Origin of the sequence: Pantoea sp. Z09 (assembly GCF_022394795.1) — a bacterium.
GTDB lineage: Bacteria > Pseudomonadota > Gammaproteobacteria > Enterobacterales > Enterobacteriaceae > Pantoea > Pantoea latae.
Genome location: NZ_CP092373.1, coordinates 1,171,244 through 1,196,509 on the forward strand (window position 1 = coordinate 1,171,244; position 25,266 = coordinate 1,196,509).

The 25,266-nt window shown below is 60.4% G+C and carries 18 protein-coding genes; 13 read left to right on the plus strand and 5 right to left on the minus strand.

The window, feature by feature from the left end; genetic code table 11:
• The first annotated feature begins 6 nt into the window (after positions 1–6).
• The 9 genes from nuoG (at position 7) to MC269_RS05715 (ending at position 10,579) form a co-directional block, all read left to right on the plus strand.
• Positions 7–2,730 (plus strand): NADH-quinone oxidoreductase subunit NuoG, encoded by a 2,724-nt coding sequence (nuoG, locus tag MC269_RS05675; protein WP_239954375.1) that lies wholly within the window; start codon positions 7–9, stop codon positions 2,728–2,730.
• Entirely contained in the window at positions 2,727–3,704 is a 978-nt protein-coding gene (nuoH, locus tag MC269_RS05680; RefSeq protein ID WP_033750471.1) for an NADH-quinone oxidoreductase subunit NuoH, read from the plus strand. Before nuoG ends, nuoH begins: the two co-directional genes overlap by 4 nt.
• Positions 3,705–3,716: 12 nt before the next feature.
• A complete protein-coding gene (gene nuoI, locus MC269_RS05685; protein WP_033750468.1) occupies positions 3,717–4,259 on the plus strand; it encodes an NADH-quinone oxidoreductase subunit NuoI in 543 nt (180 codons plus the stop codon).
• A 10-nt stretch (positions 4,260–4,269) separates the two neighbouring features.
• On the plus strand, positions 4,270–4,809 hold the full coding sequence (nuoJ, locus tag MC269_RS05690; RefSeq protein WP_081140395.1) for an NADH-quinone oxidoreductase subunit J: 540 nt from the start codon (positions 4,270–4,272) through the stop codon (positions 4,807–4,809).
• A complete protein-coding gene (nuoK, locus tag MC269_RS05695) occupies positions 4,806–5,108 on the plus strand; it encodes an NADH-quinone oxidoreductase subunit NuoK (RefSeq protein ID WP_013509877.1) in 303 nt (100 codons plus the stop codon). Before nuoJ ends, nuoK begins: the two co-directional genes overlap by 4 nt.
• Positions 5,105–6,940 (plus strand): NADH-quinone oxidoreductase subunit L, encoded by a 1,836-nt coding sequence (gene nuoL, locus MC269_RS05700; RefSeq protein WP_081140396.1) that lies wholly within the window; start codon positions 5,105–5,107, stop codon positions 6,938–6,940. Before nuoK ends, nuoL begins: the two co-directional genes overlap by 4 nt.
• A 141-nt stretch (positions 6,941–7,081) precedes the next feature.
• Entirely contained in the window at positions 7,082–8,602 is a 1,521-nt protein-coding gene (nuoM, locus tag MC269_RS05705; RefSeq protein ID WP_081140397.1) for an NADH-quinone oxidoreductase subunit M, read from the plus strand.
• A 6-nt stretch (positions 8,603–8,608) separates the two neighbouring features.
• Positions 8,609–10,066, plus strand: coding sequence for an NADH-quinone oxidoreductase subunit NuoN (gene nuoN / locus MC269_RS05710; protein WP_081140398.1), 1,458 nt, complete (start codon positions 8,609–8,611; stop codon positions 10,064–10,066).
• A gap of 63 nt (positions 10,067–10,129) precedes the next feature.
• Complete coding sequence (locus tag MC269_RS05715; RefSeq protein WP_239954376.1) at positions 10,130–10,579, plus strand: GNAT family N-acetyltransferase; 450 nt, start codon at positions 10,130–10,132, stop codon at positions 10,577–10,579.
• Positions 10,580–10,614: 35 nt separating this feature from the next.
• Here MC269_RS05715 and MC269_RS05720 read toward each other — a convergent pair whose 3' ends face one another.
• Entirely contained in the window at positions 10,615–12,273 is a 1,659-nt protein-coding gene (locus tag MC269_RS05720) for a glucan biosynthesis protein D (RefSeq protein WP_239954377.1), read from the minus strand.
• Between the two features lie 272 nt (positions 12,274–12,545).
• Between MC269_RS05720 and elaB the strand changes: the two genes are divergently transcribed.
• Positions 12,546–12,857: a stress response protein ElaB gene (elaB, locus tag MC269_RS05725; RefSeq protein ID WP_033750444.1), complete on the plus strand. Its 312-nt coding sequence runs from the start codon at positions 12,546–12,548 to the stop codon at positions 12,855–12,857.
• 164 nt (positions 12,858–13,021) lie between these two features.
• On the plus strand, positions 13,022–14,218 hold the full coding sequence (locus MC269_RS05730; RefSeq protein WP_239954379.1) for a nicotinamide mononucleotide deamidase-related protein YfaY: 1,197 nt from the start codon (positions 13,022–13,024) through the stop codon (positions 14,216–14,218).
• 260 nt (positions 14,219–14,478) lie between these two features.
• On the opposite strand, the gene yfaE is transcribed toward MC269_RS05730, so the two are convergent.
• From yfaE to ubiG, 4 genes are all read right to left on the minus strand, one after another.
• Positions 14,479–14,739, minus strand: a complete 261-nt coding sequence (gene yfaE, locus MC269_RS05735; protein ID WP_081140402.1) for a class I ribonucleotide reductase maintenance protein YfaE — start codon at positions 14,737–14,739, stop codon at positions 14,479–14,481.
• Positions 14,740–14,741: 2 nt separating this feature from the next.
• Entirely contained in the window at positions 14,742–15,872 is a 1,131-nt protein-coding gene (gene nrdB / locus MC269_RS05740; protein ID WP_081140403.1) for a class Ia ribonucleoside-diphosphate reductase subunit beta, read from the minus strand.
• Between the two features lie 77 nt (positions 15,873–15,949).
• The gene (nrdA, locus tag MC269_RS05745; RefSeq protein WP_239954382.1) at positions 15,950–18,235 is read right to left on the minus strand and encodes a class 1a ribonucleoside-diphosphate reductase subunit alpha; all 2,286 of its coding nucleotides are present in this window, start codon (positions 18,233–18,235) and stop codon (positions 15,950–15,952) included.
• Between the two features lie 396 nt (positions 18,236–18,631).
• Positions 18,632–19,360: a bifunctional 2-polyprenyl-6-hydroxyphenol methylase/3-demethylubiquinol 3-O-methyltransferase UbiG gene (ubiG, locus tag MC269_RS05750; protein WP_239954384.1), complete on the minus strand. Its 729-nt coding sequence runs from the start codon at positions 19,358–19,360 to the stop codon at positions 18,632–18,634.
• Between the two features lie 177 nt (positions 19,361–19,537).
• Here ubiG and gyrA point away from each other — a divergent pair, with 177 nt between their 5' ends.
• Both gyrA and rcsC read left to right on the plus strand, forming a co-directional pair.
• A complete protein-coding gene (gene gyrA / locus MC269_RS05755; RefSeq protein WP_239954386.1) occupies positions 19,538–22,177 on the plus strand; it encodes a DNA topoisomerase (ATP-hydrolyzing) subunit A in 2,640 nt (879 codons plus the stop codon).
• 199 nt (positions 22,178–22,376) lie between these two features.
• Positions 22,377–25,229, plus strand: a complete 2,853-nt coding sequence (gene rcsC, locus MC269_RS05760) for a two-component system sensor histidine kinase RcsC (protein ID WP_239954388.1) — start codon at positions 22,377–22,379, stop codon at positions 25,227–25,229.
• The last annotated feature ends 37 nt before the right edge of the window (positions 25,230–25,266 follow it).

The following is a 25,266-nucleotide window of genomic DNA, read 5'->3' on the forward strand; positions in this document are numbered from 1 at the left end:
TTCACTATGGCTACAATCCATGTAGACGGTAAAGAATATGATGTGAACGGAGCGGACAACCTGCTGCAGGCGTGTCTCTCTCTGGGCCTTGATATTCCTTATTTTTGCTGGCATCCAGCGCTGGGAAGCGTTGGGGCTTGCCGCCAGTGCGCGGTGAAGCAATTCCAGAATGCCGAAGATACCCGCGGCCGTCTCGTCATGTCCTGCATGACGCCGGCCTCCGACGGCACCTTTATCTCTATCGACGACGGCGAAGCGAAAGAGTTTCGCGAAAGCGTGGTGGAGTGGCTGATGACCAACCACCCGCACGACTGCCCGGTGTGCGAAGAGGGCGGCAACTGTCACCTGCAGGATATGACGGTGATGACCGGCCACAGCTTCCGCCGCTACCGCTTTACCAAGCGTACCCACCAGAATCAGGACCTCGGCCCGTTTATCTCCCATGAGATGAACCGCTGCATCGCCTGCTATCGCTGCGTGCGCTACTACAAAGATTACGCCGATGGCAAAGATCTGGGCGTCTACGGTGCCCACGACAACGTCTACTTCGGCCGTCCGGAAGAGGGCACGCTGGAGAGCGAATTCTCCGGCAACCTGGTGGAGATCTGCCCCACCGGCGTCTTTACCGACAAAACCCACTCCGAGCGCTACAACCGTAAATGGGACATGCAGTTCGCGCCGAGCATCTGCCAGCAGTGCAGCGTCGGCTGCAACACCAGCCCCGGTGAGCGCTACGGCGAGCTGCGCCGCATCGAAAACCGCTACAACGGCACGGTGAACCACTACTTCCTGTGCGATCGCGGCCGTTTCGGCTACGGCTACGTCAACCGCGCCGATCGCCCGCGTCATCCGATGCAGCTGCGCGGCAACGACTGGGTGCAGCTTAATGCGGAGCAGGCGGTCAACGCCGCCGCCGACACGCTGCGCCAGGCGAAGCGCGTCATCGGCATCGGCTCGCCGCGCGCCAGCGTCGAGAGCAACTTCGCGCTGCGCGAGCTGGTCGGCGCAGACAACTTCTCCACCGGCATGCCAGCGGGCGAGCAGGCGCGTCTGGAGCTGATGCTTAAAGTGCTGCGCGAAAGCGGTATCTACACGCCGTCGCTGCGCGAAATGGAAAGCTACGACGCGGTGCTGGTGCTGGGCGAGGATCTGACCCAGGTCGGCGCACGCGTGGCGCTCTCTGTGCGCCAGGCGGTCAAAGGCAAGGCGCGCGACATGGCTGCGGCGCAGAAAGTCGCCGACTGGCAGATCGCCGCCATTATGAATATCGGTCAGCACGCCAAACATCCGCTGTTCGTCACCAACGTCGACGAAACTCGTCTCGATGATATCGCCGCGTGGAGCTATCGCGCGCCGGTAGAAGATCAGGCGCGTCTCGGCTTCGCTATCGCCAGCGCGCTGGATGAAAGCGCACCTGCGGTCAGCGACTTCGACCGCAGCCTGAACGGCAAGCTGGATGTCGTCGTGCAGGCGCTGGCCGGCGCGAAAAAACCGCTGATTATCTCCGGCACCCATTCGGGCAGCACGGCGATGATTGAAGCAGCGGCCAACGTCGCCAAAGCGCTGAAGGCGCGCGGCGCCGACGTCGGCATTACGCTGCTGGCCGGCGCGGCGAACAGCATGGGTCTGGGGCTAATGGGCGGCAACACGCTCGACAGCGCACTGGAACAGCTGCGCAACGGCGAGGCAGACACGGTGGTGGTGCTGGAGAACGATCTCTACCGCCACGCGCCGAAAGCGCAGGTTGACGCCGCGCTGGCGAACGCCGCCAACGTGATTGTGGTCGATCATCAGCGCACCGCCACGCTGGAGAAAGCGGGACTGGTGCTCTCCACTGCCAGCTTCGCCGAAAGCGACGGCACCTCGATCAACCACGAAGGCCGCGCGCAGCGCTTCTTCCAGGTTTACGATCCCGCCTACTACGACCACAGCATCGTGATGCTGGAGAGCTGGCGCTGGCTGCACTCGCTGCACAGCGCGCTGGAAAGCCGTCATATCGACTGGACGCAGCTCGATCACGTTATCGACGCCGTGGTGGCGAAGCTGCCGCAGCTGAGAGGCATCAAAGAGGCGGCGCCGGACGCCAGCTTCCGCATTCGCGGCCAGAAACTGGCGCGTTCGCCCATCCGCTCCAGCGGCCGTACCGCCGCGCGCGCCAATATCAGCGTGCACGAGCCGCGTCAGCCGCAGGATAAAGACACCATGTTCGCCTTCTCGATGGAAGGCAACAACCAGCCGAGCGCGCCGCGTTCGCAGATCCCGTTCGCCTGGGCGCCGGGCTGGAACTCACCGCAGGCGTGGAACAAATTCCAGGCTGAAGTGGGCGGCAAGCTGCGCAACGGCGATCCGGGCGTGCGTCTGTTTGACGCGGGCGACGCCTCGCTGCCGTGGTTTACCCATGTGCCGACTGCCTTTGTCGGCGGCGAGCAGTGGCGCGTCGCGCCGTACTACCAGCTGTTCGGCAGTGAAGAGATGACTCAGCGTTCGCCAGTGTTCCAGAAGCGCATGCCGCAGCCGATGCTGGTGATCAGCCAGCAGGACGCGGCGAAGCTGGGCGTCAACGAAGGCGCGGCGGTGGAGTTCAGCTGTTCAGGCGAGACCCTGCGTCTGCCAGTGCGCTTCTCCAGCGCGCTGCAGCCGGGACAGATCGGCCTGCCGCTGGGCATGCCGGGCGTGCCGCCGTTCCTGGCGGGCGCGCACATTGACAAACTGCAGGAGGCGGCGCAATGAGCTGGTTAACACCGGACGTTATCGACATCATTCTGACCGTGGTGAAGGCGATCGTCATTCTGCTGGTGGTGGTGGCGTGCGGCGCCTTTATGAGTTTCGCCGAACGTCGCCTGCTCGGCCTGTGGCAGAACCGCTACGGCCCGAACCGCGTGGGCTGGGGCGGTTCGCTGCAGCTGGCGGCAGATATGATCAAGATGTTCTTTAAAGAGGACTGGGTACCGCCCTTTACCGACCGCTTTATCTTTACTCTGGCGCCGGTGATCGCGTTCGTCTCTCTGCTGCTGGCGTTCGCCATCGTGCCGGTGTCGCCGAGCTGGATGGTGACCGACCTGAATATCGGGCTGTTATTCTTCCTGATGATGGCGGGCCTGGCGGTCTATGCGGTGCTGTTCGCCGGCTGGTCGAGCAACAACAAATACTCGCTGCTGGGCGCGATGCGCGCCTCTGCGCAGACGCTGAGCTACGAGGTGTTTCTCGGTCTGTCGCTGATGGGCGTGGTGGCGCAGGCGGGGTCATTTAACATGACCGCTATCGTCGAGAGCCAGGCGCATCTGTGGAACATCATCCCGCAGTTCTTCGGCTTCCTCACCTTCTGCATCGCAGGCGTGGCGGTGTGTCACCGTCATCCCTTCGACCAGCCGGAAGCGGAGCAGGAGCTGGCGGACGGCTACCACATCGAATACGCCGGCATGAAGTTCGGCCTGTTCTTCGTCGGCGAATATGTGGCGATCACCACCGTGTCGGCGCTGATCGTGACGCTGTTCTTCGGCGGCTGGCAGGGTCCGTTCCTGCCGCCGTTCATCTGGTTCGCCCTGAAAACGGCGTTCTTTATGGTGATGTTTATCCTGATTCGTGCTGCGCTCCCGCGTCCACGCTATGACCAGGTGCTGTCGTTCGGCTGGAAGGTCTGTCTGCCGTTGACGCTGTTGAACCTGCTGGCGACCGCCGCAGTGATTCTGTACAACGCGCAGTAAGGGGTTTTTGAGATGACTTTAAAAGATATTGTCGTTGGCTTCGGCACGACAGTGCGCAGTATCTGGATGATCGGCATGCACGCCTTCGCCAAGCGCGAAACCCAGATGTATCCGGAAGAGCCAGTCTATCTGCCGCCGCGCTATCGCGGCCGTATCGTGCTGACGCGCGATCCGGACGGCGAAGAGCGCTGCGTCGCCTGTAACCTCTGCGCGGTCGCCTGCCCGGTCAGCTGTATCTCGCTGCAGAAAGCGGAAACCAAAGATGGCCGCTGGTATCCGGAGTTCTTCCGCATCAACTTCTCGCGCTGCATTTTCTGCGGGATGTGCGAAGAGGCGTGTCCGACCACGGCGATCCAGCTGACGCCCGATTTCGAACTGGGCGAATTTAAGCGCCAGGATCTGGTGTATGAGAAAGAGGATCTGCTGATCTCCGGCCCGGGCAAATACCCCGAGTACAACTTCTACCGCATGGCAGGCATGGCGATCGAAGGGAAAGAGAAGGGCGACGCGGAAAACGAAGCCAAACCTATCGACGTCAAAGGCTTGTTGCCTTAAGGAGCCCGGCATGGAAATTGCGTTTTATCTTTGCGGACTGGTGGCGGTGCTGACGACGCTGCGCGTGATCACCCACACCAATCCGGTGCATGCGCTGCTGTATCTGATCGTGTCGCTGCTCTCTGTCGCGGGCGTCTTTTTCTCGCTCGGCGCCTACTTCGCCGGCGCGCTGGAGATCATCGTCTACGCCGGCGCCATTATGGTGCTGTTCGTCTTCGTGGTGATGATGCTTAACCTGGGCAACGCCACCGTGAAGCAGGAGCGCGACTGGCTGCAGCCGTCGCTGTGGATTGGGCCGGGCATCGTGTCGCTGCTGCTGCTGGTGGTGATGGTCTACGCCATTATGACCGCCAACGATCAGGGCATCGACGGCACGGTGATCGACGCCAAAGCGGTCGGCATTAGCCTGTTCGGGCCGTACGTGCTGGCAGTAGAACTCGCCTCGATGCTGCTGCTGGCGGGCCTGGTGGTGGCGTTCCACGTCGGACGCGAAGAGCGTCAGGGCGAAGTGCTGAGCAATCGTGACGCCAATAAGGAGGAGCACGCATGATCCCGTTACAACACGGCTTAATTCTGGCCGCCGTGCTGTTTGTCCTTGGACTGACATCACTGGTGCTGCGCCGCAACCTGCTGTTTATGCTGATCGGCCTGGAAATTATGATTAACGCGGCCGCGCTGGCGCTGGTCGTCGCGGGCAGCTACTGGGGCCAGGCGGACGGACAGGTGATGTATATCCTGGCGATCAGCCTGGCGGCGGCGGAAGCCAGCATCGGCCTGGCGCTGCTGCTCCAGCTCTATCGTCGTCGTCAGACGCTGAACATTGATACTGTGAGCGAGATGCGCGGATGAATCTTCTCTACTTAACAATCCTTTTTCCGCTAATCGGCTTTCTGCTGTTGGCGTTTTCCCGTGGTCGCTGGTCGGAGAACCTGTCGGCCGCGATCGGCATGGGCTCGGTGGGCCTGGCGGCGCTGGTGACGCTCTATGTCGGCATCGACTTTTTCGCCAACGGCCAGCAGCCCTTTACCCAGGCGCTCTGGACCTGGATGCAGGTCGGCAACTTCGACATCAAAGTCAACCTGACGCTGGACGGCCTGTCGCTGACCATGCTGTCGGTGGTGACCGGCGTCGGCTTCCTGATCCATATGTTTGCCTCCTGGTATATGCGCGGCGAAGAGGGCTACTCGCGCTTCTTCGCCTACACCAACCTGTTCATCGCGAGCATGGTGGTGCTGGTGCTGGCCGACAACCTGATGCTGATGTATCTCGGCTGGGAAGGGGTTGGGCTCTGCTCCTATCTGCTGATCGGCTTCTACTACAGCAATCCGGAAAACGGCAAAGCGGCGATGAAGGCCTTTATCATCACCCGCGTCGGCGACGTCTTCCTCGCCTTTGCGCTGTTTATCCTCTACAACGAGCTGGGCACGCTTAACTTCCGCGAGATGATGGAACTGGCGCCGCAGCACTTTGCGGCGGACAACCATATGCTGCAGTGGGCGACGCTGATGCTGCTGGGCGGCGCGGTCGGTAAATCGGCGCAGCTGCCGCTGCAGACCTGGCTGGCGGACGCGATGGCGGGCCCGACCCCGGTGTCGGCGCTGATCCACGCGGCAACCATGGTGACGGCGGGCGTCTACCTGATCGCCCGCAGCCACGGCCTGTTCCTGCTGACCCCGGACGTGCTGCATCTGGTGGGCATCGTCGGCGCTATTACCCTGGTGCTGGCGGGCTTCGCCGCGCTGGTGCAGACCGATATCAAGCGCGTGCTGGCCTATTCGACCATGAGCCAGATCGGCTACATGTTCCTGGCGCTCGGCGTGCAGGCGTGGGATGCGGCGATTTTCCACCTGATGACCCACGCCTTCTTTAAAGCGCTGCTGTTCCTCTCATCGGGTTCGGTGATCCTCGCCTGCCACCATGAGCAGAACATCTTTAAGATGGGTGGCCTGCGGAAAAGCATTCCGCTGGTCTACGCCTGCTTCCTGGTGGGCGGCGCCGCGCTGGCTGCGCTGCCGCTGATTACCGCAGGCTTCTACAGTAAAGATGAGATCCTGTTCGGCGCGCTGGCGAACGGCCACATCAATCTGATGGCGGCGGGTCTGGTGGGCGCCTTCCTGACATCCATCTATACCTTCCGCATGATCTTCATCGTGTTCCACGGCGAAGAGAAGATCCACGCCCACGCGGGCAAAGGCATTACTCATCATCTGCCGCTGATTGTGCTGCTGGTGCTGTCGACCTTCGTCGGCGCGCTGATTACGCCGCCGCTGGCGGGCGTGTTGCCGCACAGCGAAACGGGCGAAGCAGGCAAGGTCGGACTGGAGATCGCCTCTGGCGTGGTCGCCGTGGTCGGCATCCTGATCGCCGCCGCACTCTGGCTGGGCAAACGTCAGCTGGTCAGCCGCGTCGCCAACAGCGCGCCGGGCCGTTTCTTCGGCACCTGGTGGTTCGCCGCCTGGGGCTTCGACTGGCTGTATGACAAGGTATTCGTCAAACCCTATCTCGGCATTGCCTGGCTGCTGCAGCGCGATCCGCTGAATGGCGTGATGAACCTGCCTGCACTGGTGTCGCGTATCGCCAATAAAGGCCTGGTGGTCAGCGAAAACGGCTATCTGCGCTGGTATGTCGCCTCGATGAGCATTGGCGCTGTGGTAGTGCTGGCGCTGATGCTGGTGGTTTAAGGTTGATGAGCGGGGCGGCTCGGCAGTCGCCCCTGGTCAAGAATGTTAAAAATTGCCTGATATGAGGGTGTTATCGGCGCAGTCCGCTGCAAGGCGGCACGCAAGATAGCCCGAACAAAGGCAGAAAAAAGGGAAAACCCAGTGCTATTACCTTGGCTAATAATCATTCCATTCGTCGGCGGCTTACTTTGCTGGCTGGCTGAGCGTCTCGGCGCAAAAACGCCGCGCTGGATAGCCCTGATCACTATGGGCCTGACGCTGGCGCTTTCGCTGCAGCTCTGGCTGCAGGGCGGCTATACCCTGACGCAGGCGGCGGGTATGCCGCAGTGGCAGTCGGAGTTCTCTGCGGCCTGGATCCCGCGCTTCGGCATCAGTTTCCATCTGGCGCTGGACGGCCTGTCGCTGCTGATGGTGGTGCTGACCGGCCTGCTCGGCCTGATGGCGGTGCTCTGCTCCTGGAACGAGATCGAGAAGTATCAGGGCTTTTTCCACCTTAACCTGATGTGGATCCTCGGCGGCGTGATCGGCGTCTTCCTCGCCATCGACATGTTCCTGTTCTTCTTCTTCTGGGAAATGATGCTGGTGCCGATGTACTTCCTCATCGCGCTCTGGGGTCATAAGGCGTCTGACGGTAAAACTCGTATCACCGCCGCCACCAAGTTCTTCATCTATACCCAGTCCTCGGGGCTGGTGATGCTGATTGCGATTCTGGCGCTGGTGTTTGTGCACTACAACGCTACCGGCGTCTGGACGTTCAACTACGAACAGCTGCTGAAAACGCCGATGTCGCATACGGTGGAATATCTGCTGATGCTCGGCTTCTTTATCGCCTTCGCGGTCAAAATGCCGGTGGTGCCGCTGCACGGCTGGCTGCCTGACGCGCACAGCCAGGCCCCAACCGCTGGCTCGGTGGATCTGGCGGGCATCCTGCTGAAAACCGCGGCCTACGGCCTGCTGCGCTTCAGCCTGCCGCTGTTTCCGAATGCCTCAGCAGAGTTTGCGCCGATCGCCATGTGGCTGGGCATTATCGGTATCTTCTACGGCGCGTGGATGGCCTTCTCGCAGACCGACATCAAGCGCCTGATTGCCTACACCTCGATTTCGCACATGGGCTTCGTGCTGATTGCCATCTACACCGGCAGCCAGCTCGCGTTCCAGGGTGCGGTGGTGCAGATGATCGCCCACGGCCTCTCCGCCGCGGCGCTGTTTATTCTGTGCGGCCAGCTCTATGAGCGTCTGCACACGCGTGATATGCGTCAGATGGGCGGCCTCTGGTCGCGCATTAAGTGGATCCCTGGCCTGTCGCTCTTTTTCGCGGTAGCCAACCTCGGGATGCCGGGCACCGGCAACTTCGCGGGCGAGTTTATGATCCTGACGGGCAGTTTCCAGGTGGTGCCGGTGATTATCGTCATCGCCACCTTTGGGCTGGTGTTCGCCTCGGTTTACTCGCTGATCATGATGCAGCGCGCCTATTACGGCGAAGCGAAATCGAAAGATCCGCTGCCGGGCATGTCGCCGCGTGAGTTCACGATGATCATGGTGCTGGTGGTCCTGCTGGTGCTGCTGGGGGTTTACCCGCAGCCGATTCTGGATACCTCCCATGCCGCGATGAGCAATATTCAGCAGTGGTTTACCGCTTCAATTTCAACTACAAGGCCGTAATTCGCCATGACAATAACTTTTCAACAATTGATCGCGTTGCTGCCGCTGTTGATCGTCGGATTGACGGTGGTGGTTGTGATGCTGTCCATTGCCTGGCGACGCAACCACTTTGTTAACGCCACGCTGACGGTCATCGGTTTGAACCTGGCGCTGGTTTCGCTCTGGTTTGTGGCGCAGGCGGGCGCGATGGACGTGACGCCGCTGCTGCGGGTCGACCCTTACGCGGTGTTCTATACCGCGCTGGTGATCCTCGCGAGTCTGGCAACCTGTACCTTTGCCTATCCCTGGCTGGCTGGTTTTCCGGACAACAAGGATGAGTTCTACCTGCTGGTGCTGATCGCCACGCTGGGCGGCATCGTGCTGGCGAGCGCCAATCATCTGGCGTCGCTGTTTATCGGCGTCGAGCTGCTGTCGCTGCCGCTGTTCGGCATGATCGGCTACGCCTTCCGCCAGAAACGCTCGCTGGAAGCGGCGCTGAAATATACCATTCTGTCGGCGGCCGCCTCGTCGTTCCTGCTGTTCGGCATCGCGCTGATCTATGCCGATTCCGGCAGCCTGAGCTTTGTGAAGCTGGGCGAGAGCCTGAACGACACCATGATCCAGCAGCCGCTTTTGCTGGTGGGTCTGGGCATGATGATTATCGGTCTTGGCTTTAAGCTGTCGCTGGTGCCGTTCCATCTCTGGACGCCGGACGTCTATCAGGGCGCGCCTGCGCCGGTGTCGACCTTCCTCGCCACCGCCAGCAAGATCGCCATTTTCGGCGTGATCATGCGTCTGTTTATGTACGCGCCACTGACCGACAGCGAGGCGGTGCGCACCGTGCTGGGGCTGATCGCCTTCGTGTCGATTCTGTTCGGCAACCTGATGGCAATTTCGCAGAGCAACATCAAGCGTCTGCTGGGCTACTCCTCGATTGCCCATCTCGGTTATCTGCTGGTGGCGCTGATTGCGGTGAAAACCCATGAGCTGTCGCTGGAGACCGCAGGCGTTTACCTGGCGGGCTACCTGTTCAGCAGCCTCGGCGCGTTTGGCGTGGTCAGCCTGATGTCCAGCCCGTATCGCGGCCCGGACGCCGATTCGCTCTACTCCTATCGCGGCCTGTTCTGGCACCGTCCGGTGCTGTCGGCGGTGATGACGGTGATGATGCTGTCGCTGGCCGGCATTCCGATGACGCTTGGTTTTATCGGCAAGTTCTACGTTATCGCGTCAGGCGTTAACGCACAGCTGTGGTGGCTGACGGCCGCCGTGGTTGTCGGCAGTGCCATCGGTCTTTACTACTATCTGCGCGTGACCGTGAGCCTCTATCTCAGCCCGCCGGAGCTGCATACGCGCGACACGCCTGCCAACTGGGCGTTTACCGCTGGCGGCGTGGTGGTGCTGATCTCCGCGATTCTGGTGCTGCTGCTCGGCGTCTATCCGCAGCCGCTGATTACGCTGGTGCAGATGGCGCAGCCGCTGATGTAAACTCGATTGACCCTTGTGAAATCAGGCCCACGGGCCTGATTTTTTTTGCCTTCAGGAGAGCCTATGGATATCAGTTGGCAGGACAAACATCACAGCGAGCTGAGCGTGCCGCAGCTTTATGCGCTGCTGGCGCTGCGCTGCGACGTGTTTATCGTTGAGCAGAACTGTCCCTATCTGGACGTGGACGGTCAGGATCTGGTGGCGGATAACCGCCATATTCTGGGGATGCGCGGCGACGAGCTGGTGGCCTACGCGCGTATTCTGACGCCAGCGGACGCGAGCGCGCCGGTGGCGATTGGACGCGTGATCGTCTCTGCCAGCGCGCGGGGCGCGAATCTTGGCAACCGGCTAATGGAGCAGGCGCTGCGCAGCTGCGAGCAGCACTGGCCGGGACGCGGGATTTATCTGTCGGCGCAGGCGCACCTGCAGGATTTTTATGGCCGCCTCGGTTTTCAGGCGGTCGGCGAGATCTATCTGGAAGACAATATTCCGCATATTGATATGCGCAAATAGTAAAACGGCGAGCTAAAAAACTCGCCGTTTCTCTTTTAGCCCACCGTCATCTGGCGGTCATCAACATATTTGCGCTGATCCGGCGGCGGCGGGAAATACTGATAGAGCCAGGTTTCGCTCAGGGTTTCATCTTTGGTGCGCAGGAACAGACGCATCTCCACCGGCGTGGTGGCGTCGCTGTCTGGATACCAGTCGAACAGGATGCGATAGCCGTTCATCGGCTCGACGTAGAGGATCTCCACCTGCTTAAAGGTGCCAGAGGAGAGGGTGATCACTGGTTCGATGCCCTTCGGCGCGGCCGCTTTCAGATCGCCACCGACGAAATCGATGGCGAAACGACGGCACCATGTATCCGGGAAATGCTCGCCCGGCGCCCAGCCCTCCGGGAAACCGCCAATACCGGTGCGGGTGGCGTCGACGCGCGCCAGACCGCTGCGCACCGGCGGCAGACCGCTCCAGTAGAGCTTATAGGCGAAGCTGAACTCGCTGCCCGCCTTGATCGGCTCGGCCGGCTGCCAGAAGCAGACGATATTATCCAGCGTCTCGCCGGTGGTCGGGATCTCCATCAGGTTAATGGCGCCTTTGCCCCATTTGCCCACTGGCTCGACCCACAGGCTGGGACGTTTGTCATACCAGCCGATCACGTCCTGATAATCTTTGAAATCATGGTTAAGCTGCAGCAGACCGAAGCCGCGTGGGTTCTCATCCTGATAGGCGTTGAACTGCAGCTTCTGCGGGTTGTTGAGCGGGCGCGCGATCCACTCGCCGCTGCCGCTCCACATCGCCAGCCGATCGGAGTCGTGGATCTGCGGATGATAGGTGTTGCACATGCGGCGCTCGTTGGTGCCGCAGCTGAACATGCTGGTCATTGGCGCGATGCCGAGCTGGCGAATCGCTTTGCGCGCATAGAGGTGGTTCTCCACCTCCATCACCACGCGGTTCGCCTCGCAGTGAATGGTGAACTTGTAGGCGCCGGTGATGCTGGCGCCATCCAGCAGGGCGTAGGCGATAAAGGTGGTGTCGTCCGCTTTCGGCGTTTCAAACCAGAAGGCGGTGAAGTCAGGAAACTCTTCGCTGCCGTTGCTGAAGGTGTTGACCGCCACGCCGCGTGCGGAGAGACCGTACTGATAGGTGTCATCCACGGCGCGGAAGTAGCTGGCGCCGAGAAAGGAGACGATATCGCGGCGCGCCAGCTCCGGTTTTTTAAAGGCGCGAAAGCCGGCGAAGCCGAGATCGGTTTTGCCCACCAGCTGCTGGGTATCGACCTTCGCGTTGTTATAGTTGAACAGCTCCGGACGGAAGTGGATCTCACGCGCCTCGCGGCTGTCGGCGTCGACGGAGAACATGCGGATGCGGCGCTTAAAGCCCATGCCGACGTGGAAGAACTGCACGTCAAGCTGGCGATCCGGGATGTTGTTCCACAGCGAGTGACCGGCGTCGTACTGAATTTCGTTGTACGCCTGTGGCGTCAGCGTTGCCAGCGTCTCTGGCAGCGCACCCGGCGCGCCGCCCCACGGCTGTTTCGCCAGCGCGGCGGCTTTCTTTTTCAGCACCTCGAAATCGAAGCGCACGGCGGCACCGTCTGCAATGCCATCTTCTGCCCAGGCGGATTGCGCAAACAGCGTGGACAGGCCTGTCATGCCGCTGACGGCGGAGAAGGCCATTGACGCTTTCATAAACATTCTTCGATTCATGCCAGAAATTAGTCCTTAGCGTTCGAGTGTGTTGTGACTGTCCTGCTCTGCGCATAGGCGACCCAAAAGCGCAGATAACAGCAGGGTACGACAGTCCGGTAAGTGAAAAATTCAGTCCGCCTTAAATTTATCAGATTAATCAAGACGCCTCGCGACTTTCGCATCGGGTCGCGCCAGGGGAAACTCAGCACAATCCTGGTGGAACCGCCCTGCAAACGGCGATTTAGCCGCTATAGTTAAGAGACTGCTTTGTAAATGACACGGAGGAAATGATGGTTAAAGAGACAGAAGCTTTCGACACCAATCTGGATGATGATTTGGCGCTGCTGACGGAGACCCTGGAAGAGGTGTTGAAGTCATCGGGCGATCCGACCGATCAGAAGTACATCGAGCTGAAAACCAAAGCGGAGCAGGCGCTGGAAGACGTGAAATCCCGCGTTAGCCAGGCCTCTGACAGCTACTACTACCGCGCGAAAAACGTCGCCTATCGCGCCGACGATTACGTGCATGAGAAACCCTGGCAGGGTATCGGTATCGGCGCTGCTGCCGGTCTGGTGCTCGGTCTGCTGCTGGCGCGCCGCTAAGGCGCGTCGCTGAAAACGGCGGGGCTCTCCCGCCGTTTGTTTTTTCCCTCTTTTTTCCCACCCCCGTAAGGCCTTCTCTCCCTTAATGCGAAAAGCGCAGGATTGTGTTGAGTTTACGCAGCGCGCTTCCTACAGTAGATCGACGGACAAAAGGAGATGAACACGTGATAAGAGTCGAGATGTTGTCTACAGGAGATGAGGTGCTGCACGGCCAAATCGTCGATACCAACGCCGCCTGGCTGGCGGATGTGCTGTTTCAGCATGGTCTGCCGATGAGCAGCCGCAGCACGGTGGGTGATTCGCTGACGTCGCTGGTGGAGACGCTACAGGCGCGCAGTCAGGTGGCTGACGTGCTGATCGTTAACGGCGGGCTCGGCCCAACCAGCGACGATCTCAGCGCGCTGGCGGCGGCGCAGGCGAGCGGCGTCGAGCTGGTGCTGCATCAGGCGTGGCTGGATAACATCGAGGCGTGGTTCGCCAGTCGCGGGCGCGTGATGGCGGCGAGCAACCGCAAGCAGGCGGAGATCCCCGCCAATGCCGAGATGCTCGACAACCCGGTTGGCACCGCCTGCGGCTTTGCGCTGCGGCTGAATCGCTGCTGGATCTTTTTCACGCCTGGCGTGCCGTCGGAATTTAAGGTGATGGTAGAGCAGCAGATCCTGCCGCGCCTGAAGCAGCAGTTCGAGCTGCCAGAGCCGCCGCTCTGCTTGCGCCTGACCACCTTTGGTCGCGGCGAGAGCGATATCGCCGCCGAGCTGGAGCCGCTGGCACTGCCGGAAGGCGTGGTGATGGGCTATCGCTCGTCGATGCCGATTATCGAAATTAAGCTGACCGGTCCGGCCAGCCAGCGCGTGGCGATGGAGCAGGTGTGGCAGCAGGTGCGTCTGCTGCTGGCGGAGTGCACCATTTTCGAAGGCACCGAAGGGCTGCCGGCGCTGCTGGCGCGCGAGCTGGAGCTGCGCGGCTTCCGTCTGGCGCTGAGCGAGCAGTACACCGCTGGTTTGCTGCACTGGCAGCTGGCGGCGGCGGAGGTGCCGATGAGCGCGGCAGAGATCCTTCCGGCGTACAGCGAAGATCTGGAGGAACAGGTGCAGCGCACGCGCGCGCTGGCGGCGCAGCAGGGCACGGTGCTGGCGCTGTCGACCGGATCGCTGGAAGAGGGCGAAGTTTCGCTGGCGCTGCATACGCCGGAAGCGAGCTGGGGTCAGCGGGTGAAGTTTACCCACGGTCGCCATAATCTGGAGACGCGGCAGAAGGTGGTGGCGATGATGGCGATGAATATGCTGCGCCGCTGGCTGCACGGCAGCGAGGTCAGCACCGGCCACGGCTGGATTGACGTGCTGGAGTCGGTGAAGCTGTAAAGGGGCACTGTCACCGCTAACAGACCGCAAAAAAGCTCAGGCGCGGGTGTCATGGCCCGAGGAGCAAAGCGTCCCGCCCCAGGGACAAAAACGCCGGGAGCGTTTTTGAACAACGCAGCGCGTTGGCCCGGTGACGGGCGCACCTCAGGGATGAGGTGCGTATCTGGGCGGGCCGAGCTGGCAGGGATGCCGCTTTTTGCGTCTTTGCGATCGGGCCATGACACCCGCGCTGGCACGGTTATCGCAGGCAACAAAACTTGTTATAGCTCGATTTCAATCTCGCCCTTTGCCAGACAGCAGCAGGGCAGAATCTCGCCCTGCTGCACAAACGCCAGTGGCGTTTCGGCATAGTGCACTTCGCCCTTCAGCAGCCGCGTGCGGCATGAACCGCAGTAGCCTTCGCGGCACTGAAACTCCACGCACAAATTGTGCGCTTCCAGCGTCGTCAGCAGGTTAGGGTGATGCTCTGCGCACTCCAGCCGCTGGCCGGAGCTGCGCAGGATAACAACGGCACGGCTCATACTTACAGCTGGAAGTCGTTGAAGTCGTCTTCGCCCACTTCCGAGTCGATCTGACCCACCAGATAAGAGCTGACTTCTACTTCCTGCGGCGCCACCTGCACGTTGTCCGACACCAGCCAGGAGTTGATCCACGGAATCGGGTTAGAGCGCGTCTGGAACGGCAGATCGAGGCCCACCGCCTGCATGCGGATATTGGTGATGTACTCGATGTACTGGCAGAGAATATCTTTGTTCAGGCCGATCATCGAACCGCCGCTGAACAGATACTCCGCCCACTCTTTCTCCTGCTCGGCCGCCTTCTTGAACAGGTCGAAACACTCTTCGCGACACTCGGCGGCGATCTCTTTCATCTCTGGATCGTCTTCGCCGGTGCGCATCAGGTTCAGCATATGCTGGGTGCCGGTCAGGTGCAGCGCTTCATCGCGCGCAATCAGGCGGATAATCTTGGCGTTGCCCTCCATCAGCTCGCGCTCGGCGAAGGCGAAAGAGCAGGCAAAGCTGACGTAGAAGCGGATCGCCTCCAGCGCGTTAACGCTCATCAGGCAGATATAGAGCTGCTTTTTCAGCGCGCGCACGCTAACGGTGACGCTTTTGCCGTTAACCTGATGGGTGCCTTCGCCCAGCAGATGCCAGTAGTTGGTCATCTCGATCAGATCGTCGTAGTACTTCGAGATATCCTGCGCGCGCGCGAGGATCTGCTCGTTGGTCACGATATCGTCGAACACCAGCGACGGATCGTTAACAATATTACGAATGATATGGGTGTAAGAGCGCGAGTGGATGGTCTCGGAGAAGGCCCAGGTCTCGACCCAGGTTTCCAGCTCGGGAATAGAGATCAGCGGCAGCAGCGCGACGTTCGGGCTGCGGCCCTGAATCGAGTCGAGCAGCGTCTGATACTTCAGGTTGCTGATAAAAATGTGCTTCTCATGCTCTGGCAGCGCCTGATAGTCGATGCGGTCGCGCGATACGTCCACCTCTTCCGGACGCCAGAAGAAAGAGAGCTGCTTCTCGATCAGCTTTTCAAAAATGTCATACTTCTGCTGGTCGAAGCGCGCCACGTTGACGGACTGACCAAAGAACATCGGCTCTTTCAGCTGATCGTTTTTATTCTGTGAGAACGTTGTGTAAGCCATGAAACTGTCCAAATGTAGACGGGGCGCAGCGCGGCCCCGTGAAATGACGCAGGCGGGAGACGCGCTCCCGCCCAACCTTAAATCTTACAAGCGCCGCTTTCGCAACCGTCATCCTGAATAGAAGGCGCCAGATCGTCCTGCGCATCTTCCGCACCGTCGCGGGTGTTTTGATAGTAGAGCGTCTTCACGCCGAACTTGTACGCGGTCAGCAGATCTTTCAGCAGCTGCTTCATCGGCACCTTGCCGTTGGCGAAGCGCGACGGATCGTAGTTGGTGTTAGAGGAGATCGCCTGATCGATAAACTTCTGCATCACGCCGACCAGCTGCAGATAACCGTCGTTGGACGGCATTTCCCACAGCAGCTCGTACTGATCCTTCAGACGCTCATACTCCGGCACCACCTGACGCAGAATGCCGTCTTTCGAGGCTTTGATGCTGATATGGCCGCGCGGCGGCTCGATGCCGTTGGTGGCGTTAGAGATCTGCGACGAGGTCTCAGATGGCATCAGCGCAGAGAGCGTAGAGTTGCGCAGACCGTGCGTCTTGATCGACTCGCGCAGGCCGTCCCAGTCCAGGTGCAGCGGCTCGTTGCAGATGGTGTCGAGATCCTTTTTATAGGTATCGATCGGCATAATGCCCTGCGAGTAGGTGGTTTCGTTGAACCACGGGCAGGCGCCTTGCTCTTTCGCCAGCTCATTGGAGGCTTTCAGCAGGTAGTACTGGATCGCTTCGAAGGTTCTGTGCGTCAGGTTGTTGGCGCTGCCGTCGGAGTAGCGCACGCCGTTCTTCGCCAGATAGTAGGCGAAGTTAATCACGCCGATGCCCAGGGTGCGACGGCCCATCGCGCCGCGTTTTGCCGCCGGAATCGGGTAGTCCTGATAGTCGAGCAGGGCGTCGAGCGCCCGCACCGCCAGGGTCGCCAGCTCTTCCAGATCGTCCAGGCTCTCAATGGCGCCGAGGTTGAACGCCGACAGCGTACAGAGGGCGATTTCGCCGTTCTCGTCGTTGACGTCTTCCAGCGGTTTGGTCGGCAGCGCAATCTCCAGGCAGAGGTTGGACTGGCGCACCGGCGCGATGCTGGCGTCGAACGGGCTGTGGGTGTTGCAGTGGTCGACGTTCTGAATGTAGATACGGCCGGTCGAGGCGCGCTCCTGCATCATCAGCGAGAAGAGATCGACCGCTTTCACGCGCTGTTTGCGGATGCTGTCGTCCTGCTCATATTTGGTGTACAGACGCTCGAACTCTTCCTGATCGGCAAAGAAGGCGTCGTAGAGGCCAGGCACGTCGGACGGGCTGAACAGAGTGATCTCTTCGCCCTTCAGCAGACGGGTGTACATTAGCTTGTTGATCTGCACGCCGTAGTCCATGTGACGCACGCGGTTGCCTTCGACGCCGCGGTTGTTCTTCAGCACCAGCAGGCTTTCCACTTCCAGATGCCACATCGGATAGAACAGCGTCGCCGCACCGCCGCGCACGCCGCCCTGCGAGCAGGATTTCACCGCGGTCTGGAAATGCTTATAGAACGGGATACAGCCGGTGTGGAACGCTTCGCCGCCGCGAATCGGGCTGCCCAGCGCGCGAATGCGGCCGGCGTTGATGCCGATACCGGCGCGCTGCGACACATACTTCACGATGGCGCTGGAGGTGGCGTTGATGGAGTCGAGGCTGTCGCCGCACTCGATCAGCACGCAGGAGCTGAACTGGCGCGTCGGGGTGCGCACGCCGGACATGATCGGCGTCGGCAGCGAAATCTTAAAGGTAGAAATCGCGTCGTAGAAGCGCTTGATGTAGTCCATGCGCGTATCGCGCGGATAGCCGGAGAAGAGGCAGGCGGCGACCAGAATATAGAGGAACTGCGCGCTCTCGTAGATATCGCCGGTAACGCGGTTCTGCGCCAGGTACTTGCCTTCCAGCTGCTTCACCGCCGCGTAGGAGAAGTTCATATCGCGCCAGTGGTCGATAAAGCCGTCCATCTGCTCGAACTCTTCAACGCTGTAGTCTTCCAGCAGGTGATGGTCATATTTGCCCATCTCTACCATGCGCACCACCTGATCGTAGAGCTTCGGCGGCTCGAACTGGCCGTAGGCTTTTTTACGCAGGTGGAAGATCGCCAGGCGGGCCGCGAGGTATTGATAGTCCGGCGCATCGCGCGAGATCAGGTCTGCTGCGGCCTTGATGATGGTTTCATGAATATCAGAGGTTCTGATGCCATCATAAAACTGGATATGGGAGCGCAGTTCGACCTGGGAAACCGAGACGTTATTCAGCCCTTCAGCGGCCCAGTCGAGTACCCGGTGAATTTTATCGAGATCAATGCGTTCCTGGCGGCCATCGCGTTTAGTGACGAGCAGACTTTGATTCATGTCGCGTTATACCATCCGTAAGTGAAAAAGAGTCCCCTGTTTATTCACAGGGTTATTCAATGTGAATAATTCTGTGGATAAACACTATATGTTGGGGGTTGGGAGAGATTCAGTAACAATATGGAGGTTATTCTAGTGACCTGCCGCCAGATAACAAGACGGAAAAATGATGGCTATGGGGCTTGTAATTTTTGGCGAATTTCTTAACCCCGCGACTTATAAGGCTCAATGGCGTGTCAACTGCCACAGTAAAAAATTCCAGATTTTGATCGACCGCTGATTTTTCGCACATCGCTGTGTTTTTTCCCGACAACCGTCTAGCGGCGCAGCGGCAGAGAGAGAAAAAGATGGTGCGGGAGAGATTGCAGGCGCGCACGTTGACGGCGCGCCAGCACGTTACTTTTTAACCTGGCGGGTATGCACCATATAGTTCACATCGACGCCGCGCCCCAGACGGAACTGGTTGGTCAGCGGGTTGTAGTGCAGGCCAATAATGTGCTGCTCGCGCAGCGCGGTTTCATCAACCCAGCCCAGCAGCTCGGACGGGCGGATAAACTTTTTCACGTCGTGCGTGCCGCGCGGCACCATGCGCAGCACGTACTCCGCGCCGAATACCGCCATCAGCCAGGCCTTCGGGTTGCGGTTAATGGTAGAGAAAAACACCTCGCCGCCCGGCTTCACCAGGCGCGCGCAGGCGTGCACCACGGAACGCGGATCCGGCACATGCTCCAGCATCTCCATACAGGTCACCACGTCATACTGACCGGCGAACGCCTCGGCGTGATCTTCCACCGTCTGCTGCACGTAGTCGAGCGTCACGCCGTTCTCCTCGGCGTGCAGGCGCGCCACCTGCAGCGGTTCAGCGCCCATATCGAGTCCGGTGACCTGCGCCCCTTTGCGCGCCATGCTCTCCGCCAGGATGCCACCGCCGCAGCCGACGTCCAGCACTTTCTTGCCGAACAAGCCGTTGCTGTGCTGCGCGATAAAGCCCAGACGCAGCGGGTTGATGCGGTGCAGAGGTTTGAATTCCCCCTCCAGATCCCACCAGCGCGACGCGACGGCCTCAAACTTAGCAATTTCCTGCGCATCGACGTTGGGCTGCGTTTCCTGCGGTTGTGCATTCATTGAATCATTACTCCAGACAAAATGTTGACTGAGTATAAACGCTTATTGCCTTCGGGCGCACCTTTCCGGCGCGAGGAAAAGCGCGTGAAAACGGTGGTTAACGTTCACCAGCGGGCCGGGGTGTGATATACTTTCGCACCTTTAAAATCCGGGCATATGTAGAGGGAAAGCGGCTCCATGAGCGACCTTGCAAGAGAAATTACACCGGTCAATATCGAAGAAGAGTTAAAAAGCTCCTATCTCGATTACGCCATGTCGGTCATCGTTGGCCGAGCCTTACCCGATGTGCGTGACGGCCTGAAGCCTGTCCACCGCCGCGTGCTCTACGCGATGAGCGAACTGGGTAACGACTGGAACAAACCCTATAAGAAATCCGCCCGTGTGGTCGGTGACGTTATCGGTAAATATCACCCGCACGGGGATTCCGCCGTTTACGACACCATCGTCCGCATGGCTCAGCCTTTCTCCCTGCGTTACATGCTGGTGGACGGACAGGGCAACTTCGGCTCCGTCGACGGCGACTCCGCCGCGGCGATGCGTTATACCGAAGTGCGTATGTCGCGTATCGCCCACGATCTGCTGGCTGACCTGGAAAAAGAGACCGTCGACTTCGTCCCGAACTATGACGGCACCGAGCAGATCCCTGAAGTTCTGCCGACCAAAATCCCTAACCTGCTGGTGAACGGTTCCTCCGGCATCGCCGTCGGCATGGCGACCAACATTCCGCCGCATAACCTGACGGAAGTGATCAACGGCTGCCTCGCCTATATCGATGACGAAGATATCAGCGTCGAAGGCCTGATGGAGCATATTCCGGGGCCTGATTTCCCGACCGCCGCCATCATCAACGGCCGTCGCGGCATTGAAGAGGCTTACCGCACCGGGCGCGGTAAGATCTACATCCGCGCGCGCGGCGAAGTGGAAACCGACGCCAAAACCGGCCGCGAAACCATCGTGGTGCATCAAATCCCCTATCAGGTGAACAAAGCGCGCCTGATTGAGAAAATCGCCGAGCTGGTGAAAGAGAAGCGCGTCGAAGGCATCAGCGCGCTGCGCGACGAGTCGGACAAAGACGGCATGCGCATCGTGATCGAAGTGAAGCGCGATGCGGTAGGCGAAGTGGTGCTCAACAACCTCTACTCGCTGACCCAGCTGCAGGTGTCGTTCGGCATCAACATGGTGGCGCTGCATCAGGGCCAGCCGAAGATCATGACGCTGAAGGAGATCCTCGAAGCCTTCGTGCGTCACCGTCGCGAAGTGGTGACGCGCCGCACGATTTTCGAACTGCGCAAAGCGCGCGACCGCGCCCATATCCTTGAAGGTCTGGCGATCGCGCTGGCCAACATCGATCCGATTATCGAGCTGATCCGCCGCGCGCCGAACCCGGCCGAGGCGAAAGCGGGCCTGATCGCGCAGCCGTGGGATCTGGGCAACGTCTCCGCCATGCTGGAACGCGCGGGCGACGACGCCGCGCGTCCGGAGTGGCTGGACGACGCGTTCGGCATCCGCGACGGGCGCTACTATCTGACCGAACAGCAGGCGCAGGCGATCCTCGATCTGCGTCTGCAGAAGCTCACCGGCCTTGAGCATGAAAAACTGCTCGACGAGTACAAAGAGCTGCTGGAGCAGATTGCCGAGCTGCTTAACATCCTGACGAACGCCGAGCGTCTGATGGAAGTGATCCGTGAAGAGCTGATCGCCATGCGCGACCAGTTCGGCGACGAGCGTCGCACCGAGATCACCGCCAACAGCGCTGATATCAACATCGAAGACCTGATCAATCAGGAAGACGTGGTGGTGACGCTCTCTCATCAGGGCTACGTCAAGTACCAGCCGCTGTCGGATTACGAAGCGCAGCGTCGCGGCGGCAAAGGCAAGTCGGCGGCGCGTATCAAAGAAGAGGATTTTATCGATCGTCTGCTGGTGGCCAACACCCACGACACCATCCTCTGCTTCTCCAGCCGCGGCCGTCTCTACTGGATGAAAGTTTACCAGCTGCCGGAAGCGAGCCGTGGCGCGCGTGGCCGTCCGATCGTCAACCTGCTGCCGCTGCAGCCTGACGAGCGCATTACCGCGATTCTGCCGGTGCGCGAGTACACCGAAGGCTTCAACATCTTTATGGCGACCGCCAGCGGCACCGTGAAGAAAACGGCCCTGCAGGAGTTTAGTCGTCCGCGCAGCGCAGGCATCATCGCGGTGAATCTGCGCGAGGATGATGAGCTGATCGGCGTGGCGCTGACCAACGGCAACGACGAGGCGATGCTCTTCTCCGCCGCCGGTAAAGTGGTGCGCTTCGCGGAAAACGCGGTTCGCGCCATGGGCCGTACCGCCTCCGGCGTGCGCGGCATCAAGCTGGCGGAAGGGGATCGCGTGGTGTCGCTGATCGTGCCGCGCGAAGAGGGCGCTATCCTCACCGTGACGCAAAACGGCTACGGCAAGCGCACCGCCAACAGCGAGTATCCCACCAAGTCGCGTGCGACCCAGGGCGTGATCTCCATTAAGGTCACCGAGCGTAACGGTCCGGTGATTGGCGCGGTGCAGGTGGTGGACGGCGATCAGATTATGATGATCACCGACGCTGGCACTCTGGTGCGCACCCGCGTCTCCGAGGTCAGCGTAGTGGGCCGTAACACCCAGGGCGTGATCCTGATCCGTACCGCGGAAGATGAGAACGTTGTCGGCCTGCAGCGCGTGGCTGAACCGGTCGAAGAGGAAGAGCTGGACGCTATCGACGGCAGCGTGGCGGAAGGCGAAGAGGATATCGCGCCGGAAGTCGACACCGACGACGACGCGCCGGAAGCTGACGAAGAGGAGTAATTTTTCGGCGCTTCAGGCTCACGCCGCCAGGGAAGGCGGCACGACTTTAACGGCAGGAAAGGGCAACCCGACCTGCCGTTGCTTTTTGCGGCGCGGCTCGCTAAGCGCGGATGCCGACTGGCTTTTTCTCCCTGATACGGCTAGTGTAATGAGCATTCTGAAACCAGCCCGTCCTTAACCTTGCCGTAGTGAGTTTCCCTTGAAATATCTGGTCTCTTTCCGAACCACGCTGCGTATCTCACGCTATCTGTTTCGCGCGCTGGCGCTGCTGCTGTGGACGCTGGGCGCGGTACTGACCACCTTCTTTATCATCAGCGTGCTGCATGACAAAGAGAGCAGCGTGCGGCAGGAGTTCGCCAGCAACTACGGCCAGGCGGAATGGTACGTGCGGCACTCCGCCGACGTGATGCGCGAGCTGAAGTACATTACGGAAAACCGGCTGACCAGCGCCAGCAGCGGCCTCGACATGATCAACGGCGTGCTGCCGGGCAAATCGACCCAGCCGCAGTTTACCCCGCTTTTTTCCGACGGCGACTGCTCGTCGATGAGCACGACCTGGCGCAACTCGCTCGATTCGCTCAGCTACTACATCAACTACTGGAAGAGCAATTTCGCCTCGACCTATGAACTGAACCGCGTCTTTTTTATCGGCGGCGAAAGCCAGTGTCTGGCAGACTTTACCATCGGCAGCAGCAACGTCGATCGCGAACGCAGCCTGAAGGCGCTGCGCGAACGCGTGCTGCGCTACCGCAACGGCAACGACGAAGAGCGCCGCAATCCGCTCTACTGGGTCAGCGCCAGCGCGCAGCCCGGCGTCGGCACCTTTTATATGATGGTGCCGGTCTACGTCGCCAATAAGCTGCAGGCGCTGCTGGGCGTCGAGCAGAATATCCGGCTGGATGAGTTTATTCAGCCCGGCAGCCTGCCGGTGGTGGCCACCATCATCGATGAGAATGACCGTCCGCTGCTCACCTCGCGGCGCGGCGGCGCGGGCTATTCGCTCAACGACCTGCCCGACGATCAAACCTGGTTCGGCTATCTCGACAGCTACCGCCAGCTGGTGCTGAAAAAGCCGCTGCCGCCTTCCGATATGAGCGTGGTGTGGTCGGTGTCGACGCGCGTGCTGGTGGATCAGCTCAAGCTGATGATCATCAACGCGCTGCTGCTGAATATCCTCAGCGCCATCGTGCTGTTTACCCTCGCCTGGCTGTTTGAGCGCCGCATGTTCCTGCCGGCGGAAGAGAACGCGCACCGGCTGGAAGAGCATGAGCAGTTCAACCGTAAAATCGTCGCCTCGGCGCCGGTGGGGATCTGCATTCTGCGCACCCGCGACGGCACCAATATTCTCAGCAACGAGCTGGCGCACAACTATCTGACGCTGCTGACGCAGGAAGATCGTCAGCGGCTCAACGAAATCATCGGCGGCCAGCAGGTTAACTTCGTCGACGTGCTGACCGGCAGCAACACCAACCTGCAGATCAGCTTCGTGCATTCGCGCTACCGCAATGAAAACGTGGCGATCTGCGTGCTGGTGGACGTCTCCGCGCGCGTGCGCATGGAGCAGTCGCTGCAGGAGATGGCGCAGGCGGCGGAGCAGGCGAGCCAGTCGAAATCGATGTTCCTCGCCACCGTCAGCCACGAGCTGCGCACGCCGCTTTACGGCATCATCGGCAACCTGGATCTGCTGCAGACCAAACAGCTGCCGAAAGAGGTCGATTCGCTGGTCACCGCGATGAACAACTCGTCGAGCCTGCTGCTGAAGATCATCAGCGATATCCTCGACTTCTCTAAGATTGAATCAGAGCAGCTGAAGATCGAGCCGCGGCCGTTCTCGCCGCGCGAGGTGATCACCCATATCGCCGGCAACTACCTGTCGCTGGTGATGAAAAAGCGGCTGACGCTCTACTGCTTTATCGAGCATGACGTGCCGCTGGCGCTGGATGGCGATCCGCTGCGGCTGCAGCAGGTGATCTCCAACCTGCTTAACAACGCTATCAAGTTCACCCACACCGGCTGCATTATCCTGCATGCCTTTGTGAAAGAGGGTTATCTGGCGTTCCGCATCCGCGACACCGGCGTCGGCATTCCGGCCAAAGAGATCACGCGCCTGTTCGATCCCTTTTTCCAGGTGGGCAACGGCGTTCAGCGCAACTTCCAGGGCACCGGCCTTGGCCTCGCCATCTGCGAAAAGCTGACCAATATGATGGACGGCGATATCGAGGTGGACTCGGAGCCGGGCATGGGCAGCCAGTTTATCGTGCGTATTCCCATCTATAACGGCCAGCAGCCGGCGCCGCCGCTGCTCGACGGGCTGCACGAGAAAACCCTGTGGATCGACATGCGCAACGACTATCTCGCCAGCTTTATCGAGCGCGATCTGCAGCAGCAGGGCATCCAGATCCTGCCCTATAACGGCAAGCCGGGCAGCGACGACGTGCTGATCACTGACTACGAGCCGGAGGGCGAACAGCCGCTGCACGCGGTGGTCGTCTTCAGCGGCGCGCATATCGACATGCCGCGTGAAATTGCGCCGGGCCGCTGGGTGCACAGCACCGCAACGCCGCATGAGCTGCCGAGCCTGCTGGCGCGCATCTACCGCATCGCCATTCAGAGTGACACGGCGGCGAGCCTGCCGCTCACCGCGCCGACGGAAGAGGTGATCAGCAACGACGACATCCTGATCCTGATCGTCGACGATCACCCCATCAACCGTATGCTGCTGTCGGAACAGCTCGGCACGCTGGGCTATCGGGTGAAAACCGCGCAGGACGGCGTCGATGCGCTCAACGTCATCAGCCGCAGCGAGATCGATATCGTGCTGAGCGACGTCAATATGCCGAATATGGATGGCTATCGCCTGACGCAGCGCCTGCGTCAGCTGGGTCACGTTTTCCCGGTGATCGGCGTGACTGCGAATGCGCTGGCGGAAGAGAAGCAGCGCTGTATGGAAGCGGGCATGGATAACTGCTTGTCGAAGCCGGTGACGCTGGACGTGTTGAAAACCACGCTGGCGGTCTATGCGGAGCGCGTGAGGAAGACGCGGGAAGGGTAGGGGCGGTCAGAGCGTGATAAAAGAGAGGCGGCGCGAA

What these genes read in the sequence shown, in the direction of transcription:
- nuoH (WP_033750471.1), top strand. Translation starts at nt 2,727, where the DNA reads ATGAGCTGGTTAACACCGGACGTTATCGACATCATTCTGACCGTGGTG.
- nrdB (WP_081140403.1), bottom strand. Translation starts at nt 15,872, where the DNA reads ATGGCTTACACAACGTTCTCACAGAATAAAAACGATCAGCTGAAAGAG.
- elaB (WP_033750444.1), top strand. Translation starts at nt 12,546, where the DNA reads ATGGTTAAAGAGACAGAAGCTTTCGACACCAATCTGGATGATGATTTG.
- nuoK (WP_013509877.1), top strand. Translation starts at nt 4,806, where the DNA reads ATGATCCCGTTACAACACGGCTTAATTCTGGCCGCCGTGCTGTTTGTC.
- nuoJ (WP_081140395.1), top strand. Translation starts at nt 4,270, where the DNA reads ATGGAAATTGCGTTTTATCTTTGCGGACTGGTGGCGGTGCTGACGACG.
- nrdA (WP_239954382.1), bottom strand. Translation starts at nt 18,235, where the DNA reads ATGAATCAAAGTCTGCTCGTCACTAAACGCGATGGCCGCCAGGAACGC.
- MC269_RS05720 (WP_239954377.1), bottom strand. Translation starts at nt 12,273, where the DNA reads ATGAATCGAAGAATGTTTATGAAAGCGTCAATGGCCTTCTCCGCCGTC.
- nuoI (WP_033750468.1), top strand. Translation starts at nt 3,717, where the DNA reads ATGACTTTAAAAGATATTGTCGTTGGCTTCGGCACGACAGTGCGCAGT.
- nuoG (WP_239954375.1), top strand. Translation starts at nt 7, where the DNA reads ATGGCTACAATCCATGTAGACGGTAAAGAATATGATGTGAACGGAGCG.
- yfaE (WP_081140402.1), bottom strand. Translation starts at nt 14,739, where the DNA reads ATGAGCCGTGCCGTTGTTATCCTGCGCAGCTCCGGCCAGCGGCTGGAG.
- nuoN (WP_081140398.1), top strand. Translation starts at nt 8,609, where the DNA reads ATGACAATAACTTTTCAACAATTGATCGCGTTGCTGCCGCTGTTGATC.
- nuoL (WP_081140396.1), top strand. Translation starts at nt 5,105, where the DNA reads ATGAATCTTCTCTACTTAACAATCCTTTTTCCGCTAATCGGCTTTCTG.
- MC269_RS05715 (WP_239954376.1), top strand. Translation starts at nt 10,130, where the DNA reads ATGGATATCAGTTGGCAGGACAAACATCACAGCGAGCTGAGCGTGCCG.
- ubiG (WP_239954384.1), bottom strand. Translation starts at nt 19,360, where the DNA reads ATGAATGCACAACCGCAGGAAACGCAGCCCAACGTCGATGCGCAGGAA.
- gyrA (WP_239954386.1), top strand. Translation starts at nt 19,538, where the DNA reads ATGAGCGACCTTGCAAGAGAAATTACACCGGTCAATATCGAAGAAGAG.